13 protein-coding genes are annotated in these 20409 nt (G+C 41.4%); 8 read left to right on the forward strand and 5 right to left on the reverse strand.

Annotated elements, in window-relative coordinates; genetic code table 11:
* Positions 1-383 precede the first annotated feature (383 nt).
* Positions 384-2597 carry a phosphoketolase gene (locus tag Q0541_RS05305; protein WP_298906589.1) on the reverse strand — a complete coding sequence of 738 codons (2214 nt, stop codon included), beginning with the start codon at positions 2595-2597 and terminating at the stop codon, positions 384-386.
* A gap of 186 nt (positions 2598-2783) precedes the next feature.
* Between Q0541_RS05305 and Q0541_RS05310 the strand changes: the two genes are divergently transcribed.
* From Q0541_RS05310 to Q0541_RS05340, 7 genes are all read left to right on the forward strand, one after another.
* Positions 2784-4166, forward strand: a complete 1383-nt coding sequence (locus tag Q0541_RS05310; protein WP_298906591.1) for a cytochrome P450 — start codon at positions 2784-2786, stop codon at positions 4164-4166.
* Between the two features lie 852 nt (positions 4167-5018).
* A complete protein-coding gene (locus tag Q0541_RS05315) occupies positions 5019-6395 on the forward strand; it encodes a cytochrome P450 (protein WP_298906594.1) in 1377 nt (458 codons plus the stop codon).
* 101 nt (positions 6396-6496) lie between these two features.
* Positions 6497-7255: a DUF2993 domain-containing protein gene (locus Q0541_RS05320; RefSeq protein ID WP_298906597.1), complete on the forward strand. Its 759-nt coding sequence runs from the start codon at positions 6497-6499 to the stop codon at positions 7253-7255.
* Positions 7256-7360: 105 nt separating this feature from the next.
* The gene (crtO, locus tag Q0541_RS05325; RefSeq protein WP_298906599.1) at positions 7361-9055 is read left to right on the forward strand and encodes a beta-carotene ketolase CrtO; all 1695 of its coding nucleotides are present in this window, start codon (positions 7361-7363) and stop codon (positions 9053-9055) included.
* A gap of 440 nt (positions 9056-9495) precedes the next feature.
* Positions 9496-10347 (forward strand): sulfurtransferase, encoded by an 852-nt coding sequence (locus Q0541_RS05330; RefSeq protein WP_298906617.1) that lies wholly within the window; start codon positions 9496-9498, stop codon positions 10345-10347.
* 455 nt (positions 10348-10802) lie between these two features.
* Positions 10803-11546, forward strand: coding sequence for a tetratricopeptide repeat protein (locus Q0541_RS05335; protein ID WP_298906602.1), 744 nt, complete (start codon positions 10803-10805; stop codon positions 11544-11546).
* A 169-nt stretch (positions 11547-11715) separates the two neighbouring features.
* Positions 11716-12591, forward strand: coding sequence for an NAD(P)-dependent oxidoreductase (locus Q0541_RS05340; RefSeq protein WP_298906604.1), 876 nt, complete (start codon positions 11716-11718; stop codon positions 12589-12591).
* A 254-nt stretch (positions 12592-12845) separates the two neighbouring features.
* Here Q0541_RS05340 and gcvP read toward each other — a convergent pair whose 3' ends face one another.
* The 3 genes from gcvP to gcvT all read right to left on the reverse strand — a co-directional run bounded on the left by gcvP (position 12846) and on the right by gcvT (position 17633).
* Complete coding sequence (gcvP, locus tag Q0541_RS05345; protein ID WP_298906605.1) at positions 12846-15791, reverse strand: aminomethyl-transferring glycine dehydrogenase; 2946 nt, start codon at positions 15789-15791, stop codon at positions 12846-12848.
* 190 nt (positions 15792-15981) lie between these two features.
* The gene (gcvH, locus tag Q0541_RS05350) at positions 15982-16371 is read right to left on the reverse strand and encodes a glycine cleavage system protein GcvH (RefSeq protein WP_298906606.1); all 390 of its coding nucleotides are present in this window, start codon (positions 16369-16371) and stop codon (positions 15982-15984) included.
* 125 nt (positions 16372-16496) lie between these two features.
* Positions 16497-17633 (reverse strand): glycine cleavage system aminomethyltransferase GcvT, encoded by a 1137-nt coding sequence (gene gcvT, locus Q0541_RS05355; RefSeq protein WP_298906608.1) that lies wholly within the window; start codon positions 17631-17633, stop codon positions 16497-16499.
* A gap of 180 nt (positions 17634-17813) precedes the next feature.
* Here gcvT and Q0541_RS05360 point away from each other — a divergent pair, with 180 nt between their 5' ends.
* The gene (locus Q0541_RS05360) at positions 17814-18311 is read left to right on the forward strand and encodes a pentapeptide repeat-containing protein (protein ID WP_273763442.1); all 498 of its coding nucleotides are present in this window, start codon (positions 17814-17816) and stop codon (positions 18309-18311) included.
* 321 nt (positions 18312-18632) lie between these two features.
* Here Q0541_RS05360 and Q0541_RS05365 read toward each other — a convergent pair whose 3' ends face one another.
* Positions 18633-20147 (reverse strand): tetratricopeptide repeat protein, encoded by a 1515-nt coding sequence (locus Q0541_RS05365; RefSeq protein ID WP_298906616.1) that lies wholly within the window; start codon positions 20145-20147, stop codon positions 18633-18635.
* Positions 20148-20409: the final 262 nt, after the last annotated feature.

Raw genomic sequence — 20409 nt, forward strand, 5'->3', positions numbered from 1 at the left:
TTTGAACTTCTAAATCGAGTTTTGAACTTCTAAATCGAGTTTTGAACTTCTAAACTAAGTTTTGAACTTCTAAACTAAGTTTTGAACTTCTAAACTAAGTTTTGAACTTCTAAATCGAGTTTTGAACTTCTAAATCGAGTTTTGAAATTATAAACTAGCTTTAAAACTCATAAATCAGTTTTTTAAGTCAAAAAGTTATTTTCCATCTCATATAGCTCTTATTATCAAGAAATTACAGCCAATATCACTGTATTTCTTTTGTTCCCTAATCCCAACACCCCAAAAGTTCTCTGAAATAAAAAAACGCAAATATACGCATTGCAACGCAATTTTTCAGCGTTTATATACGTATATTTGCGATAAGAGGAGAAACAATTCCAGCTTTAATGCACTAATGCGATCGCACGCTTGGTTAACGCTTCAGCAGTCAATCCATTAAACGCCATCAACTCTCCAGCACTGGCTGTAGTTTCCCCACGTTTCCAAGCGAAGGTGTCGCGCTTCACCGTACTCCGTAACAAAATTGGTTCTAGCATCGCCGCAGCGCCACCAGTAACAGCAATTAGCGCATCACCATCAAATAATTCCGCAAATTTGGCATCATCTAAGAAACCGCCTTCAGGTTCAGAACAGGTATCCCAAGCGGTATCATGGCTACGGTACAATTGCCGAGGATTGATGATAGAAACTATCTTCGCACCAATACCTTCAGTTTCCAAGAAAGCAGCAGCTTCAAATACTGGCATTAATGTCATATCGCCAATCACAGCAAATACAACTTGCTTATCACCAGCGACTTCATGTAACAGCACTGCACCATCGCGCAACCCTTGACGAGTTTGTTCTAAAGTGGTGCGAATTTGCAATGGCGATTTACTTGCAGTAATTATAATTCCCTTATTTTTACTTTTCAGTGCCCAGTCATAACAGACTTGAATACTATTAGCATCAGGGGGAAATAATGGGAAAACATTGCCATTTCGCATCAGCGAAGCAAAGTAAGCTTCAATTTCTGGACGTTGGTGAGTCCAACCGTTACGCCCTTGCTCTAATGCACCTGCTGTGAATAAAGTAATAGTCGAGGGAGTTTGACGACGCAATTCCGCCATTGATTGGGTTACAGTTTGCCAAATTGGTACTCCGTTGATGGCAAAAGATTCATAAGAACACCACAAAGTTCTCGCACCCATTAACGCCAAACCCGCAGCTAAACCGGCACAAGCATCTTCACTCAATGGTTCATAAACTTGTCCATTTGGTGCTTGGTAATATAAATCGTCGGTTGTGGGGTGGATAATTTTTAATGCTTGGTTGATGTTGGCAATTCCAGATGCTTCGTTACCGTCGGCGTTGGTGACGAGGAAATTCTGATCTTTATTTCCAACTATTCCTACCAATCGTCCCATCGCGGTTGTGGAAACTTTGGGTTCAGCACCGACTGCATATTCTTCTAAAGGTAATTCGCCTAATTCTGGTAATGGAAATTCAAATTCTGTCACCACAGTTTTCGCTGCTGGGCCACCGCCTGCGCGTTCTGCATTTGTCCGCACTAATTGCCAAGCTTCCGCAGACAAAGCACGGCTTTGCAATGCACTGATAATATGGGGAGCATTTAGCGTATCTTTGGGATAGAGGTTGTGAGATTTTGCCCCGCGCGCGTGGACTCCTGCACCTTTGAGTTGTTTAATTATAAATACGGTAAGTTTACCGCCAAGGGCCGATCGCGCTGCTTTATCCACACCCGAAAGTACTGCTTGAGTGAATTCTAGGCGTTTTTCAAAGGAAAAAGCAGTACTATCAACGTAATCCCCTGGTTGGTTTTGATCGTCAAAGTCTTTGGCATTAACTAATATAACTTCATCAAAACCGTTACCTTGCCAGTATGCTTGCATCTGTTCATTGGTTTTGAGGGAAACCATACTGTGATGTTCTTGGCTGTAACCGTTCCACACCAACACCGGTAAGAAGTTGGTGACAGCAGGATAAGCTGTATGGAAATGGGCGATCGCACTTACAATATAAGGCTCACCCAATCCACCATCACCAACTGTGAAGGGGAATAACTTATCTTTGTGTAACAGTGCAGCCGCCATTGCAAAGTGTTGCCCTTGCCCCAAAGGCCCCGCAGGTGCAAGAATACCGGGAATGAAACCAGAAAGGTGTCCTAAGAGTCCGTGCTTTTCTCGGAAGCGATCGCGCAATTGTTGGACTGTAAAAATTCCCATGTCCTCTAGCGAACGATCCAAGAACATGGCACTATAAAATCCAGGGGCGTGGTGTCCGACTTCAGTGATAATGTTCTTGTATCCCAGCATGACAAGAGATGCGTAAGCTTCTGCTTGGCTGGCGAATCCACCGGGATGCCCTGAGGCTTTAGTAGCGGTAACTTGTAAAATCAGGTAGCGGAGGGCATCGGCAGCCAGTAAAGTTTGATATACAGCTGCTTTGTCTGTGGGATCTGCGATCGCTATTTTGCCCGACTCTATAGCAGGTGTTGCACCATGAGTTTCAAAATCTGGTAACGCTTCACCAAAATATTGAATACCTTCAAAAAAATCGGGAAGCGCTGAAGATGCCTTTGGGGTGATTGCGGTCATGCTGAGTACCTTATGACGAGGAAATGAAACTGTAGATGCTCGTTGAATTTAACAAAAATTTTACATCTTTGAGGTTGTAACAGTTTATTGGTTTTTTGCAACGTTAGAATAAGTACTTTAAATGGTTACACAACAAAATTTCAGTTAGTTTAAGTAGTAAAAAAATATTAAGTAGCAAAAAAGTTTATGAAATTACCAAATGGGCCGCAAATCCCACCCGTTGTACAGATGGTGCGCTGGATTAGCAATCCGATGTCATTTATGGAGGCTTGTGCCAAAAATTATGGCGATATTTTTACTATCAGATTAAAGAAAAATTTTCCTCCTTTTGTGATCGTCAGCAACCCCCAAGCCTTACAGCAAATTTTGACAAATGATACCAAGGCATTGGAAGCGCCTGGTGATCTGAATGATCTGTTTGAATCTTTGCTGGGGAAGCATTCTGTAATTACTCTCAGCGGCGCAGAACACCAGCGCCAACGCCAGTTGTTAATGCCTCCCTTTCACGGCGAAAGAATGCGAAATTATAGCCAGGTGATTACCGATGTTACCCAGAAAGTTATCAGCCAATACCAAATAGGCAAACCCTTCAATATTCGGTCTGCTACTCAAGCCATTACCCTGCGGGTGATTATGCAAGCTGTGTTTGGGCTACATGAAGGGACTCGCGCCGAAAAACTACAGCAATTTTTGGGTGAGCTTTTAGAAAAGGCTAGTTCTCGGTTACTTGTGGCTTTGCTTTATTTCCCCGCTTTGCAAAGAGATTTTGGTCCGATTAACTTCTGGGGAAAACATATCCGCCGTCAGCAGGAAGCTGACCAACTCATCTATGAGGAAATTCGGGAACGTCGAGAACAAGCAGATTCATCACGCACAGATATTCTCAGCTTACTTATGGCTGCTAAGGATGAAGCAGGTCAACCCATGACTGCTCAAGAGTTGCGCGATGAATTGATGACTCTGTTAGTCGCCGGTCACGAAACCACAGCTACAGCCCTAGCATGGGCATTGTACTGGATTCACAAACTACCATCAGTGCGCCAAAAGCTACTGCAAGAACTAGATAGCTTGGGCGATGACCCAGACCCCAGTAGCGTTTTTAAGTTACCTTATCTCAATGCTGTTTGCTGCGAGATATTACGTATTCATCCAGTAGCTATAATAACTTTTCCCAGAGTAGTAAGAACACCTCTATCGCTGGGTGGTTACGAACTAGAACCGGGCACAGTCATACTTGGTTCTATTTATTTGACCCACCAGAGGGAAGATATTTACCCTCAAGCGAAGCAGTTTAAGCCAGAACGCTTTTTAGAACGGCAATTTTCTGCTTATGAATATTTGCCCTTTGGGGGTGGTGCTAGACGTTGTATTGGTCTGGCATTTGCCCAGTTGGAAATGAAGCTAGCACTTGCCAAAATCCTTTCCAGCCTTGAATTAGAATTAGTTAACAATGGTGAAGTGCGACCTAAACGCCGTGGTTTGGTGACAGGGCCAGATCGTCCTATCCAGATGGTTGTCACTGGTCAACGTCAGGTGAAGTCTCCCATCCTACAGACAACCACTGTTTAATACTCCGGCGGTTGATGGTTGCGTTCAGCAAATTTTCAACTCCCATCTATATATTTAGATAGATTTTCAATACTTCTACATAATCCCCCATAGTCCTTTTTTAAGGAGGTCTATGGGGGTATTTTAATTTAATATATTGCAACATTTGTAAAAAAATGAGTTATAAAACTGGTATTTTAGACCAAAAGGCGTAATTTACAGCAGTTTTCATATATTTGAACCACATCTGTCGTAAGGGCACAGCATTGCTGTGCCCCTACCGCGTGGTCTATTTACCTGAAAATAGTTGTAAGTGGGTATATACCCACAATACGGTTCAGTTAAGGATAATCGTAGGTTGGGTTTCCTTCCTCAACCCCAATACAGTTCAGTTAAGGATAATTGTAGGTTGGGTTGAACAAAGTGAAACCCAACAAATGTCCAGAAATGTTGGGTCTACGTTCCTCAAACGCCACTTCACTCAAGTCGGGAAACCCGCCCACATGAGTGGCTCCCCAACCTACGCAATATGTTTTTTGGGCTTAACCCAAGCGTATTGTCTTCAACCCAACCTACGCAAAATCAAATTTTTAGCTCTAACTGAACCCTATTGGTATATACCTAAAATATTTTTAGTAAGTTTTTCCATAAATGCTTCTAAAGATGCAGAAAAAATATTATCCTTGTAAAAATTAATGGTAATGATTTGCCAATAAAGTTTACTTAGTGGTACTTGACTGCGGAACATCCCCCCAAACTCTTAAAAAGGCTTGCTATAATTCCCTGCTTTTTAAGGTTAGAGAGGATGAAGTCTTAACCCAAGCCCATTGAATTATTTGCAGTTTCCTAAATCCTAAAAGGATCGAATAAACAATGAAAGTACTTGATAATATACGCACACCAGCGTTGCTACAAACTTTGCAATTAATTGCTCAACCTACAAAAAGTTTAGAAAATTATGCTACCAAGTATGGTGATATTTTCACTGTGCGAGTAATGGGTTTAAAGTCGCCACCAATAGTCTTTTTTAGCCATCCCCAAGCAATTAGTGATTGTTTTGCCATCCCTGCACACAAATTAGATTTTAAGAAAGCAACCCATGTATTTAAACCCTTGTTTGGAGAGAATTCTCTGGTATTTCAAGAAGGGCGATCGCACCAACAACAGAGGCAGTTATTACTACCAGCCTTTCATGGCGATAATTTAAAGTCTTATGGGCAAGCAATTTGTCAAATTACTGAAGAAGTTACACAAAATTGGACAACTGGTAAAAATATTTATATACACAACTTAATGTCAGATATCACTTTAGAAATTATCCTACAGGTGGTATTTGGTATTAGTCATGGTGCGCGTTACCAACAATTAAAAGAAAAATTGAGTTCTTTGTTAGAAGACGTGACTAAACCTTGGTATTCCAGCTTATTCTTCTTTCCTTTGCTGCAACAAGATTTAGGTGCATGGAGTCCTTGGGGAATTTTCCTAAAAAGACGAGAGGAAATTGACAAACTCATTTATGCAGAAATTTCTGAAAGACGTTTGCAAAATGATGCTGCGCGTACAGATATTCTCAGCCTGCTGATGTCAGCGCGTGATGTAAATGGAGAACAGATGACAGATGAGGAATTACGCGATCAACTAGTTTCATTATTGCTGTTGGGTTACGAAACTACATCTGGCGTATTAGCCTGGGTATTTCATTTAATTCACTCTCACCCAAAGGTTGAACATCAGTTAATGCAAGAACTAAACACTTTGGATGATCTCACAAATCCGGAAGCAATTACACAATTACCTTATCTCACCGCCATCTGTCAAGAAACACTGCGAATTCATCCAATTGCTTTAATTTGTACACCGCGAATGGTACAAGATAGAGTGGAAATTATGGGGCATAATTTTACATCAGAAACAGTTTTAGTTCCCTGTATTTATTTAGCCCATCGCCGAACCGAGACTTACCCAGAACCAGAACAGTTCCGCCCAGAAAGATTTCTCAACCAAAAATTTTCCCCTTATGAATATTTACCCTTCGGTGGTGGTTATCGCGGTTGCATTGGTGGCGCATTTTCCATGTATGAATTAAAATTAGTAACAGCCATAATTTTATCGCATTTTCAACTAAGTCTTACTGATAAACGTCCAGTGCATCCAGTCCGTCGTGGCATTACCATTGTCCCTAGCGGCGGTGTAAAAATGGTTGTTACCAAAAAGGCAAAAGTTAAAAAACAAACAAGACTTTTTACTTGATTACTCAATCCTCCGACTTAGATATACCGCAATGTAGATTCGCTCCTTAGTATCTAGCCTTTACAGTAAGTAGGAGGAAAATATTTAGGAGATACTAACTCATGCAAGACGAACATAACTTGGAAGAAAAAGTTCTATCTCAGGGCGCTGAAATGATGGTATCCCAAGCGTTAGATGAAGTAGAAAAAATAGACATAAATGTAGAAACTGATTTATTCAAAATACTTCAGGGACAAGCGGATGGAGTTTCGTTTGCAGGTAAAGGATTGGTTATACAAGATGACATCCGCGTGCAGGAAATCAAACTACAAACAGATAGCATCGACATCAATCCCTTCAGCGCTCTTTTTGGTAAAATAGAATTCAATGAGTCAGTAAATGCTATAGGTCACATTGTAGTTACTGAAGTAGATATTAACCGCGCCTTGACCTCAGACTTGATTCGCACCCAGATGCAAAACTTGGAGTTAAATGTAGATGGTGAAATTGTAAGTTTTGAGCCGCAAAAAATTCAAGTATTTTTACCTGGTGAAGGCAAAATAGAATGTAGAGGAAGAGTGTTGTTAAAGGAAATCGGAAATACTCGTCCTTTCGCTTACACTGCACTCCTTCGCCCACGGACTCATTCACAACCTGCGATGCTGGAGAGTTTTAACTGCACTGAAGGAGAAGGGGTTTCAATAGAATTAGTTACAGCATTAATGCAAAAAGCCAAAGAATTGATGAATATAAAAGTTTTTAAATGGGAGGATATAAAGTTTTCTATTAAAGATATAAAAGTAGAAATCGGTAGTTTGACACTTATGGTAGAAGCTAATGTAAAGCAAATACCCTCATCACTAACTGAACTATCTCTTTAGTAGTATTGACACTAGCTAAAGATAATTTTTGTAACTAGGGAATGATGTAAATTTTTGAAAAGTTTTGTAAGCTTTTAAAAGCTACTTAATTTAAAAGTGACAACTATGGAAGAGTATGATGTTGTGCTGATCGGTGCTGGGCACAATGGGCTAGTTTGTGCAGCTTATTTGCTGAAAGCTGGTTATAGCGTCCTATTACTAGAAAAGCGTTCTGTTATTGGTGGTGCAGCAACAACTGAAGAATGTTTACCCGAAGAAGCTCCTGGATTTAAATTTAACTTGTGTGCTATTGACCATGAATTTATTCACTTGGGGCCAGTTGTTGAAGAATTAGAACTAGAAAAATACGGCTTGCATTATCTGGAATGCGACCCGGTTGTTTTCTGTCCTCATCCTGATGGCAAGTATTTCTTAGCACATAAGTCACTAGAAAAAACTTGTGCAGAAATTGCTCGTTACAGTGAACGTGATGCCAAAAAATACGCCGAATTTGTAGACTTTTGGCAGCGAGCGCTAGGTGCAATGATTCCCATGTTTAATGCACCGCCGAAATCAGTTATAGAAATCCTTGGTAACTACGATATCACCAAACTGAAAGATTTATTTTCTGTTATTGGTTCCCCAAACAAAACGCTGGACTTTATTCGCACAATGTTGAACAGCGCTGAGGATTTACTTAACGAGTGGTTTGATGAGGAATTTCTGAAAGCGCCACTAGCCAGACTAGCAGCAGAACTTGGTGCGCCACCATCGCAAAAAACCCTTGCTATTGGTGCAATCATGATGGCAATGCGTCACAATCCCGGAATGGCAAGACCTCGCGGCGGAACTGGTGCACTTGTGCAAGCTTTGGTGAATTTAGTCAAAAGTAAAGGTGGCGTTATTCTCGCAGATCAGCAGGTTGAAAAAGTTTTAATTGATGATGGAAAAGCTGTGGGTGTGCGGGTTGCTGGTGGTAAAGAATATCGCGCGAAACACGGGGTTATTTCTAATATTGATGCCAAGCGGTTATTTTTGCAAATGACTGATAAAAGCGATGTTGATGGAGCCGATCCAAATTTATGGGAAAGATTAGAACGCCGCATCGTTAACAACAATGAAACCATCCTCAAGATAGATTTGGCTTTAGACGAACCACTGCGCTTTCCATACCACGCCCACAAAGATGAATATCTCGTTGGTTCCATCTTAATTGCAGATTCTGTGGCTCATGTAGAACAGGCTCATAGCAAATGTACCTTGGGAGAGATTCCTGATGCTGACCCATCAATGTATTTGGTGATGCCTAGCTATTTAGACCCCACATTAGCACCACCAGGTAAGCACACCGCATGGATTGAGTTTTTTGCCCCTTATCAAATTGCGGGTGCAGAAGGCACTGGTTTGAAAGGTACTGGTTGGACAGATGAATTGAAAAACAAAGTTGCAGATAGGGTGATTGATAAATTGGCAGACTATGCACCGAATGTCAAGGATGCAACTATCGCCCGTCGCGTAGAAAGTCCAGCAGAACTAGGAGAAAGATTAGGTGCGTACAAAGGGAATTATTACCATGTTGACATGACTTTAGATCAGATGATATTTTTCCGTCCCTTGCCAGAAATAGCGAACTACAAAACACCAATTGATAATCTATTTTTGACTGGTGCAGGAACTCATCCAGGCGGTTCGATTTCGGGAATGCCAGGACGCAATTGTGCCCGCGCATTTTTGCAGGCAAAACATCCTATTAGTCAAACTTTGAAGGATGCAAGAGATTCGATTAAGTCAACTGTTGAGTCAGTGTTTGGGATTAGTTAGGCATTGCAAAATTAAAGCCTATTATATGTTTTGTGCTTTTGTATCTTTGTGCGAAAAATATAATTTCGGTATCATAAAGATACGAAAGTATTATATCAATTCCGGTTGAACACTTATCATTAGAGCTGACACGGGGAGTTTTTTTGATAAATAATTAGACGGGGATGGTATTAAGGTATAATGCCCAATACTTTTCAAATAATATCCCTCTATTTACCCCCCTTTTTAAGGCGGGAAACTAGCATTACTGTTTTAGGGGGGGTGAGGGAATCTTTAACCTTTAATTTTACTGAATTGATTCGGTCAGTTTTAATAAAATAATACAGCTACAAAAGCTCTCTGATAACATTCAACATTCATTCTTCTGTAATTTGCATTCCAAAATGTAAATCGACCAAGAGCGATAATGCCTAATGGTACGACAACAGAAGCATGAAAGCGTGAATACAAAACTCCTCATTTCTCCTCAATCACTCACGTCTCTGTTAGCAGAAAAGTTATCACATATCATTATCGATACGCGAATTCCAGAAGATTATGCTATTTCTCATATTCCTCAATCCATAAATATTAGAGATTTTTTCACCTATCTTTTAGAGAATTCTTACCCAGCAGGATTAAAGAAATTGCAAGAGGATTTTGCAGAAATTATGAGCAGGGTAGGAATATCTGGTGCAGAATGGTTAATTGTTTATGAAGATACTTTAAATAAAGGTTATGGTCAATCTTGTCGAGCAGCTTTCTTACTGAAGTATTTGGGTTGCGCTCAGGTATCTATCTTACACGGAGGATATAGAGCATGGCAGACAGCGGGATTACCTACTACCGATGAAGTACCATTACCTGAAAGCAGCATATTTAGATTGCATCCCAACGCTGACATGATGGTGACCGCCGCCGAGATGTTGCAAGCAATTGACAATCCAGCAATTATAAAATTAGATGTGCGCGATCGCAACGAATGGCTTGGGCTGAGTTCTTCTCCTTACACTGTTGATTTTTGTCCTCGCAAAGGTAGAATCCCTAACGCTGTATGGATAGAATGGCATCGGATGATGACATCTGAATCGGAAATCTCCATGTTCCGCTCAAAAACGGAAATCTTAGAAATTTGTCAATCTGTAGGTATTACTGAAGACTCTATTGTATACGTTTACTGTTTTAAAGGTTCTAGGGCGGCGAATACTCTGATTGCTCTGCAAGTAGCAGGAATTTCTGCCAGAAATTATTTTGGATCTTGGAATGAATGGTCTCGCGACTTTTCATTACCCGTTGATAGCAGAGTAATGTGAAGAAGGCAGTTCTTGCTGGAGTTTGCAACGAGCGTGTAAGCTTCAGATAGTTAGCGATCGCACCCTCGTTAATTCAAAAGGAAATTACCAAACGTGTGCGATGTCTACGATGGTCACTGAGCGGCTGGTGAGCGCAGTCGAACCATGTCGTACCCCTACGGGGATCTTGCTAGCAAGAGCGTCTCCAAGAGTTGTGCAGGCTACGCCTACGCTACCTATATTGCAACATAAATAATCATTTTTTGAGTAAGATAGGCTCTAAGCAATTGCTTTATGTGTATTTAATATGATAATGTAACATCCAGTTGATTTTTAGAAGCTTCTATGCGTTGTCAAAAAAGTTATTTTTCAAAATATTATATATAAGTAAATTAATGGGTAAAAACTAGTGTATTTTAATAATACTCAAAAAAAACAACTTTTAAGATCATCTTTATCAGTTTTGTAGGTACAGCATGGTTTTTCGGCGCTGCTTCGTTACATCTGGCTTAATAGTTTTCTTTGCATTTGGCTGTAGTGGTGGGGCAAACTCATCAACAGAAAATACTAGACAAGTTGTGCAAGAAAGTAATGTAACCCAACTTTTGATAGAAGCAAAGACTACGCAAAAAGCAGAAGATTTCTTTCATCAAGGCAATCATTTATTAGATGGACAACGTTACGAAGATGCAATAAAAGCATACGATGAAGCGATCGCCATCAAAGTTGAGAGTCCTGAAGCTTGGATTAACCGTGGTATAGCCTTAACATCGTTACAACGCTACAAAGATGCTCTTGCATCTTACGATAGAGCGATCGCCATCAAACCCGACAAATATGAAGCTTGGTATAATCGTGGTATAGCCTTAACATCGTTACAACGCTACAAAGATGCTCTTGCATCTTACGATAGAGCGATCGCTATCAAACCCGACAAATATGAAGCCTTAATTAACCGAGGCATTGCTCTGACAAAGTTGCACCGTTACCAAGATGCTATTGCATCTTATGATCAAGCGATCGCTATCAAGCCAGATTTGCACCAAGTATATTACAACAAAGCTTGCTCTTATGCTTTACAAAGTAATTTAGAATTAGCAATTGAGAATTTAGATAAAGCAATCGAACTTGTTCCTGATAAATACAAGAAGTTAGCAAAAAGTGACCCAGACTTTAGCAAAGTGCGTAGTAAAAAGCAGTTCCAGGAATTACTTCAATAGTTTGTTGTAATCATTTTGTAAAGCACACAGGACTTACGCAAAATCATGAAAAAACGAACCGCAAAGGACGCAAAGGACACAAAGGAATAAGGTTTCAGAGAGTTATTGCGTAAGTCATAGCACAATCAAAGCGGTCTTTTGAACCGAATTAAAATTTTTTAAATAAAATATGAAAAAATTGCTAATCACCGGAGCAAGTGGCTTTTTGGGATGGCATCTTTGCCAGCTTGCAAAACAAGAATGGGAAATTTATGGTACTTATTTTTCCCATTATTTAGATATTCCTGATATCAAAATGTTGAAAGTGAACTTAACAGATTTTCAGGAATTGCAGCGCATATTTAGTGATATTAAACCAACAGCAGTTATTCATACTGCTGCACATTCACAACCAAATTTTTGTCAAACCCATCCCGAAGAATCGCACGCAATTAACGTCATAGCATCCGGCAATATTGCCGGACTTTGTGCGGATAATTCTATTCTTTGTGCTTTTACCTCAAGTGACTTAGTTTTTGATGGCTTAAATGCCCCTTATCGAGAAACAGACCCCGTGTGTCCTGTCAATCTTTATGGTGAGCAAAAAGCCATAGCTGAAGTAAGTATGCTAGAGCGATATCCCATGACCGCAGTGTGTCGAATGCCGTTGATGTTTGGTACAGCAACACCCACAGCTAAAAGCTTTATTCAGCCATTTATTCAAACTTTACAAGCCGAAGAAGAACTAAGTTTATTTCTTGATGAATTTCGCACACCAGTAAGTGGAAAAACTGCCGCAAAAGGACTTTTATTAGCATTGGAAAAAGTTAACAGCATTATTCACTTAGGCGGCAAAGAACGAATTTCACGTTATGATTTTGGGCGGCTATTAGCTGAAGTATTTCAACTTCCCACTACCAAGCTCAAATCCTGCCGACAACAAGATGTGAAAATGGCAGCACCTAGACCAGCAGATGTTTCTTTGGATAGTTCCAAAGCTTTTGCATTGGGGTATCAGCCTTTATATTTACGAAAAGAATTCGAGGAGTTAATCAATAGTCAATAATAAGCCAATACGCTTAGGTTAGCGCCAAAAACCTTTCAGGGCTTAGGGAAAAACTCTCTAAAACTCTTATTCCTTTGTGTCCTTTGTGCCCTTTGTGGTTCGTTTTTCTTAATTTTTGGGTAAGTCCTGCTCTTAACCCAAGCGTATTGAATAATAAGCCTAAAAAGATAAGAAGGAAGGAACTATAAAAAAATCCCCCCAACTTTCTAAAAACGAGAATTGGGGGGAGCAAGTTTTAACTAAACTGTATGGCTTTATGAGGAATAAGCATCCATTGGCAGACAAGAACAAACAAAATTACGATCACCAAAGGCTGAATCAATGCGACCGACAGCCGGCCAAAACTTATATTCACGAGTCCAAGGTGCGGGGTAGGCAGCTTGTTCACGAGAATAGGAATGATGCCATTCTCCGGTGATCAGGCTTTCGGCAGTGTGGGGTGCATTCTTCAAAACATTATCTTGGATATCCACCCTACCTAATTCAATCTCAGCGATTTCTTGGCGAATAGAAATCAATGCATCACAGAAACGATCCAACTCTTGTTTAGATTCACTTTCTGTAGGTTCCACCATGATTGTACCCCCTACAGGCCAGGAGACAGTCGGCGCATGGAAACCATAATCTATCAGACGCTTGGCAACATCATCGATTTCGATCGCAGCCGATTTTTTGAGCGATCGCAAATCTAAAATACATTCATGGGCAACTAGACCATTTTTCCCTTGATACAAAACTGGATAGTACGATTCCAGTCTCTTGGCGATGTAGTTAGCGCTGAGAATCGCCACTTTAGTTGCTTGGGTCAAACCATCTGCACCCATCATAGCGATGTACATCCAAGAAATCACCAAGATACTCGCACTACCCCAAGGTGCAGCCGCCACAGCACCAATATGCTGGGTACTGGAAATTTCCTCTTTCCTAGTCCCCAGTCTCCAGTCCCCAGTCCCTACCACAGCATGTCCAGGGAGAAAAGGCACAAGATGAGATGCAACGCCAATGGGCCCCATACCAGGCCCACCGCCACCATGAGGAATACAGAAGGTTTTGTGCAAGTTTAAATGGCAGACATCCGCACCAATATCTCCAGGACGACAAATTCCCACTTGGGCGTTCATATTTGCCCCATCCATGTAAACTTGTCCACCGTGACTATGGATAACAGCGCAGATTTCCTGAATTGGTTCCTCAAAAACACCATGAGTTGAAGGATATGTCACCATTAAGGCGGCTAGTTCATTGCTGTATTTTTCTGCCTTAGCCTTCAGGTCATCAACGTCAATATTACCTTGTGAGTCACAAGCAACTGCCACTACCTTCATCCCGCACATCACCGCACTTGCTGGATTTGTCCCATGTGCCGAAGTGGGAATCAAACAAACATTACGGTGTGCTTCACCCCGACTTTCGTGATATTGGCGAATCACTAAAAGTCCGGCGTATTCGCCCTGAGAACCAGCATTTGGTTGCAGAGAAATTCCCGCAAAACCAGTAATTTCAGCTAACCATGCCTCAAGTTGCTTAAACAGGATTTGATAACCCTGCGTTTGCGACGCCGGGGCAAATGGATGAATCTTGCCAAATTCCTCCCAACTTACCGGAATCATCTCAGCAGTCGCATTCAACTTCATTGTGCAAGAACCCAAGGGAATCATCGATGTTGTCAGCGACAAGTCCTTAGCTTCTAGCTTGTGCAGATAGCGCAATAACTCAGTTTCTGAATGATAGCGGTTAAAAACTGGGTGGGTGAGATATGTACTTGTACGGGAGAAGGAGAGATGGGGAAGAGAGGGAAAAGTTAATTCTTCTAAAGTAAAAGGTAAATCATCTGTACCAGCGAAAATCTGCCAGAGGTCGATTAAGTCTTCTGGTGTAGTTGTTTCATCCAGCGAAATCCCAACAGCAGTTGCATCAAAAATCCGCAGGTTAATTTGAAGTTGTTCGCTATTTGCCAGAATATCTTTTAAATTGTGTGTTCCCAGTTCTACTCGCAGCGTATCAAAGAAAGATTCTGAAACGACGCTGTAACCTAGACGCTTCAGTCCTTGTGCCAGTAACACCGTCAAGGAGTGGATATTTTCAGCAATTTGCTTCAGTCCAGCAGGCCCATGATAGACTGCGTACATACTTGCCATTACTGCCAAAAGCACCTGTGCTGTACAGATATTACTAGTAGCTTTTTCGCGGCGGATATGTTGTTCGCGGGTTTGCAAGGCGAGACGTAATGCAGGCTTACCTTGAGCATCTTTTGATACTCCCACAATTCGCCCTGGAACCAGCCGCTTATACTCTTCCTTGGTAGCAAAGTATGCCGCGTGAGGCCCCCCAAAACCCAACGGAATACCGAAGCGCTGGGTACTACCTACCGCAATATCAGCGCCAAATTCCCCTGGAGGGGTGAGCAAAGTTAAACTTAAGGGATCTGCTGCTACCGTCACCAATGCACCCTTAGCATGGGCTTTTTCTATAAAAGCGCGGTAGTCGTAAATAGTGCCATCAGTTGCAGGATATTGCAGAATAGCCCCAAAAATTGGTTGATCAAAATCAAATGTTTGATGATCGCCGACAATGAGCTTAATCCCCAATGGTTTAGCACGTGTTTGTAACACGTCGATGGTTTGAGGATGGCACTCACCAGAGACAAAATAGGCATTTGCCTGATTTTTGGAGACACCATAGCTTAGGTTCATCGCTTCAGCTGCTGCTGTAGCTTCATCAAGTAACGAAGCATTGGCAATTTCCAAACCTGTGAGGTCGATAATCAGGGTTTGGAAATTTAGCAGCGCTTGGAGTCGCCCTTGGGCAATTTCTGGCTGATAAGGAGTGTAGGCAGTATACCAACCGGGATTTTCCAGGATATTGCGCCCAATCACAGGTGGAGTAATACTGTCGTAATATCCCATACCAATGTATGAGCGGAAAACCTGATTTTTGGCAGCAACTTTTTTTAACCATGTCAGTGCTGCGTATTCACTTTCTGGTTCTGGTAACTTTAGCGATCGCTCCAGCCGGATTGCGTGTGGAACTGTTTGGTTGATTAGCGCATCCAGGCTAGAAAACCCCAAAACCTTAAGCATTTGCTGGATGTCATCAGAGTTAGGGCCAATGTGTCTTGGCGCAAAACTACTTAACTTTTGACTTTTTTCGTCCAGCACTTGCTGCTGATTAGACTTGAGAATAGGGGCGTTTAATACCACAAATTACTCTCCAGATAGTTCTATTTAATATTTTGCAATAAATACTCATGAGAAGTAAGTATAACTTTTCAGTTTATCTAAATTTCATGACTTATCTGCCGGTGGAGTGAGAAGAGGCTCTTGAGTAAAGGAGTAGGGGAGCAGAGGGGAAGTTCCTGCAAGTCTTTCCCTCTGCCCCTTTGTCTCTTTCCTACTCCCCTTCCACCAGAGCGCGATACTCATCCGCTGTCAAGGCATCCTCAACATCACCAGGGTCATTGACGCGCACTTTCAAAAACCACCCTTCCCCGTAGGGGTCTTCTGACACTTCTTCGGGAGAATTAATTAAGGCTTCATTGCGTTCTATAACTGTGCCTGTGACGGGTGAATTTAGGTCTTCAACGGCTTTCACAGATTCAATTGTGCCAAAGTTTTCTCCTCTGGTAAGAGCGTCGCCAATTTCTGGCAGTTCCAAAAAGACGATATCACCCAATTCATGTACAGCAAACTCAGTAATGCCAACGGTGGCAATTTCGCCATCTAGTCGCACGTATTCATGAGAATCCAGGTATCTGAAATCTTGAGGATATTCAAAAGACATATCACTTCCTCTCCCTTATCAAATAAATTATTGCCCCAAGAGTCATCCAAGCCATATCTGGTAATGAACCTGACTGTAAATTGAGTAACTCACAACACATTATTCCTCAAAAACCTCGGCACTTATCAGTTGGTAACACGATTTTTTGACCGATAAAAGGGACGTTTAACTACAACTGCTGGATAAGCTTTGCCGCGAATTTCGACTTCTAGCTGCTGATTGACAGTTGCTAACTGGGTAGGAACGTAGGCTAATGCAACCGGATAACCAAGTGTAAGTGACAGAGTGCCACTGGTAACTTCTCCCACAACTTTACCTGCGGATAACACTTGGTAACCGTGACGGGCAATGTTGCGTCCTTGGGTTTGCAAACCTACCAGTCGGCGATGCACTCCAGTGGCTTTTTGCTGTTCCAAAACTTCCCGACCAATAAATTCGCCTTTGGTATCTAAGTGAACTAGCCACCCCAAACCTGCTTCTAAGGGTGTGGTGGTCTCATCAATATCTTGTCCGTAAAGTGCCATCGCCGCTTCTACCCGCAGGGTGTCTCTCGCACCAAGTCCACAGGGGATAACACCAGCATTATGGAGATTTCGCCACAATTCTACCCCCACATCTGGGTCTACCATCACCTCAAAGCCATCTTCTCCGGTGTAACCTGTGCGGGCTAAGAAGGCCGGTTTCCCTAGTAGGGTTGCTTCTAAATGTCCGAAGGCTTTGATTGGTTGTAAGTCTTCTTGCACTAAGGGTTGAAGATATTTAATCGCTTTTGGCCCTTGCACAGCGATTAAGGCTTTTTCTGGTGAAAGGTCTTGGAATTGTACTTTATCCAAGTCAAGGTGTTGCAATAGCCATGCTTTATCTTTACTGGATGTTGCCGCATTGACGATGATCAATGCCTTCTGTATGCCACTGATGTCTTCACCTTGGTAATAAACAATGATATCGTCAATAATTCCCGCTTGGAGATTTAACAATACGGTGTATTGAGCTTGACCAGCTTGCAAACGACTCAAGTCTGAAGGCACTAGAGACTGGAGTTGAGAAATCAGGTTTTTACCTTGGAGGGTAAATTTGCCCATGTGGGAAATATCGAACATTCCGGCTGTATTTCTTACAGCATCGTGTTCGCGGCTAATGCCACTAAATTGCACAGGCATTTCCCAGCCACCAAAGCTGGTAAGACGTGCTTTGAGTTCTACACCCAGTTGATATAAAGGGGTTCGCGCCAGAGATTGGGCATTTTCTTCTTGATTAGCCACAGGTAATTATTATGCGATCGCACCTCAACATCTATCATCCTAAGAGATGCTTTCTAGGTTTTACAGTATTGTGTATTGAACTGAAGCATTGGGCATGGTTATTTTCCTTGTCCCCCTTGTCCCCTTCTGTGAGGTTTAATAGTGAATGGTGAAAGTGTTGAGATTTATTAAGAAGACATTATGAAATATTGGCAACTGTTAGCTAGCTTTGTCTTAGCTATGGTTCTTTTTTTGTTTCCCCTATCGGCGCAAGCTGCAAGTTCTTCCAGTATTACCCGTTCTGTGGCTAATGATGAACTTAAGGGCAAGGATTACTCTGGTCAAAGTTTAATTGGCACTGAGTTTACCAATCTCAAATTAGAGAATGCTAATTTTAGCAATGCTGACTTACGTGGTGGCGTGTTTAACGGTACTCTATTGGAAGGAGTAAATCTGCGTGGTGCAGATTTTAGTGAAGGCATAGCCTATCTAACAAGGTTTAAGGACGCTGATTTAAGTGATGCTGTGTTGACCGATGCAATGATGCTGCGTTCTACTTTTGATAGCGTGGATATCACAGGTGCTGATTTTACGAATGCGATTTTAGATGGAACGCAAGTGAAAAAGCTTTGTGTTAAGGCAAGTGGTGTTAATTCTAAAACTGGTGTAGATACTCGCAAGTCTTTAGGATGTAAGTAAATTTCACCGAATTTACCATGTTTAAATTTTGGATAATGGAATTGTTGACGTAGCCTCTCGTAGAGAAAATTCTTGCATTCCATTATTTAATACATGTTTGAGACTTGCGAATTTAAACGCGAGAATAATTCTATTTTTCCATTATCCAAACATTTTTTGACAAGCAAGTGACTTTAGGGATGAATTAATCGTCAATACGCTTGGGTTAAGCCTTAACCCAAGCGTATTAGCTTTTGAAGGTAGACGTTGAGCTTCTGAACCTCAAGTTTCAAGTTTGAAATTCAAAACGGTTATCCATCGCCTCCTTTCACTACGCGATCGCTAATGATATGCTTCTCTTAAAAAGCTTGCATAATTTGCCCGAATCGTCATAGTAGTAGAATGACTTATACCTAAAGTTTGTTCACAAATTTTCAAAGCTTGCTCAAATAAGGGTTGGGCTTTCTTATAGCGTCTTGTATGACGGTAGAGTGCTGCTAGATTGTTCAGGCTAATGGCAACATCGGGATGAGCTTCTCCTAGCAGGCGTTTACTCAGTTCTAAAGCTTGCTGATACAAAGGTTCGGCTTTGCTGTAGCGTTCTGTAGATTCGTAAAGTTGAGCTAAATTATTCAGGCTAGTGGAGACATCAAGATGGTTGTCTCCAAGCAGGCGTTTCTGGAGTTCTAAAGCTTGTTTATATAGCGGTTCGGCTTCCCTGTAACGTCCTGTAGATTCGTAGAGTCCTGCTAAATTGTTTAGGTTAGTGGCGACATCGGTATGTTCTAAACCAAGACGATTTCGAGTCAAGTCTACACACTGCTGCAACCAAAGTTCTGCTTGCTGATAAAGTCCTTGACCTTGATAAAACCAAGCTAATTTGGTAAACAGAGTGATTAGATTTTCATCACTGAGATACTGTGATAGGTGGATTGCAACTTCTATAATGTGCGGGATATGTGGAGTGAGGTTGAGAATATCTTCAGGATTAGGCTGTTGCGGAATTAGCTTTGCTACCTCTAACATCATTACTGCAAATTTAGTTTTTGCTTCATCCGCCTCACCTGACTTATCCAACTTCATTTGAAAAAGTTGCCGAATTAGTGGATTTAGACGATAAATTCCTTTACTTTCCTGTTCTAGCAAATGTAATTGGAGTAAATCGGCTATGGCTTTTTCATTGAGTCGTTGTTTTTTGTCATCTCCTATCGTCTCAACAGATAAGGGAATATCAGCTAAGGCACACAAACTTAGCAAACAGCCAAAGCTTTGTGCATTCTCATCCAATTGTTCCCAACTCAATTCAAAAACTTCAGCTACACCGTATTCATAATGCATCAATGAGTTAGCATTGACCACTGATTCATGTTCCACTCGTTTCTTCTCTAACCGCTTCAGCACTGTTTTCAGAGACAAATCTAGCATTTTATTTAGATATCGCCCCACTAACTCTAACGCTAAGGGCAAATATCTCAAAAATTTACAGATTTTTCTCCCAATCCAAGCTTCTTGTTGCAGTCGTTCCCTACCAATTAGCGATTTTAATAATTTCATCGCCGCCAATGGTTTAAGGACATCCAATTCGCTATTATATTTTGCCCTCAGGTAAGCTTGTAACTTCTCTAGTTTGTCCTGACCGTTGAAAGTCGCTAACTCACGATAATTCTGGGCAAACTTGTCATATACCTCACCCATCCACTTTCTGAAAGCAGCAATATCAACGTTTAATTCGCTGGCAAGTTTAGCTTCACTTTTACTTAAGTTTTCTATCTTAAAATCCTTTGCAAAAGCTGCCGTTTGTTTTGGAGATAAACCATTAATAGCAGCTTCTTTAACTAGAAAATTAGCCCATTGCATAAATAGTTTGTTAAATATATTTTTGATTCTACTTTGTCTCCATTTGGAAATGTCCTCTCTTTGGAGTAAAAATCCGATTTGCATGGGAACATTTAAAAGCAGTGGCTTGCAGTTATAGCGGTTCTCGTTTCCATGAGGTATATCCGTAGGGGCACGGCAGTGCCGTGCCCTTACACTTGGCGATATAATTTTGTACCGCATCTGAATGGGAACCGCTATAGGCATCGCCAGTTGAGCCTTTGAGGTTGAGGATTAAGCCTTT

Origin of the sequence: uncultured Nostoc sp. (assembly GCF_937863485.1) — a bacterium.
Taxonomy (GTDB): domain Bacteria; phylum Cyanobacteriota; class Cyanobacteriia; order Cyanobacteriales; family Nostocaceae; genus Nostoc.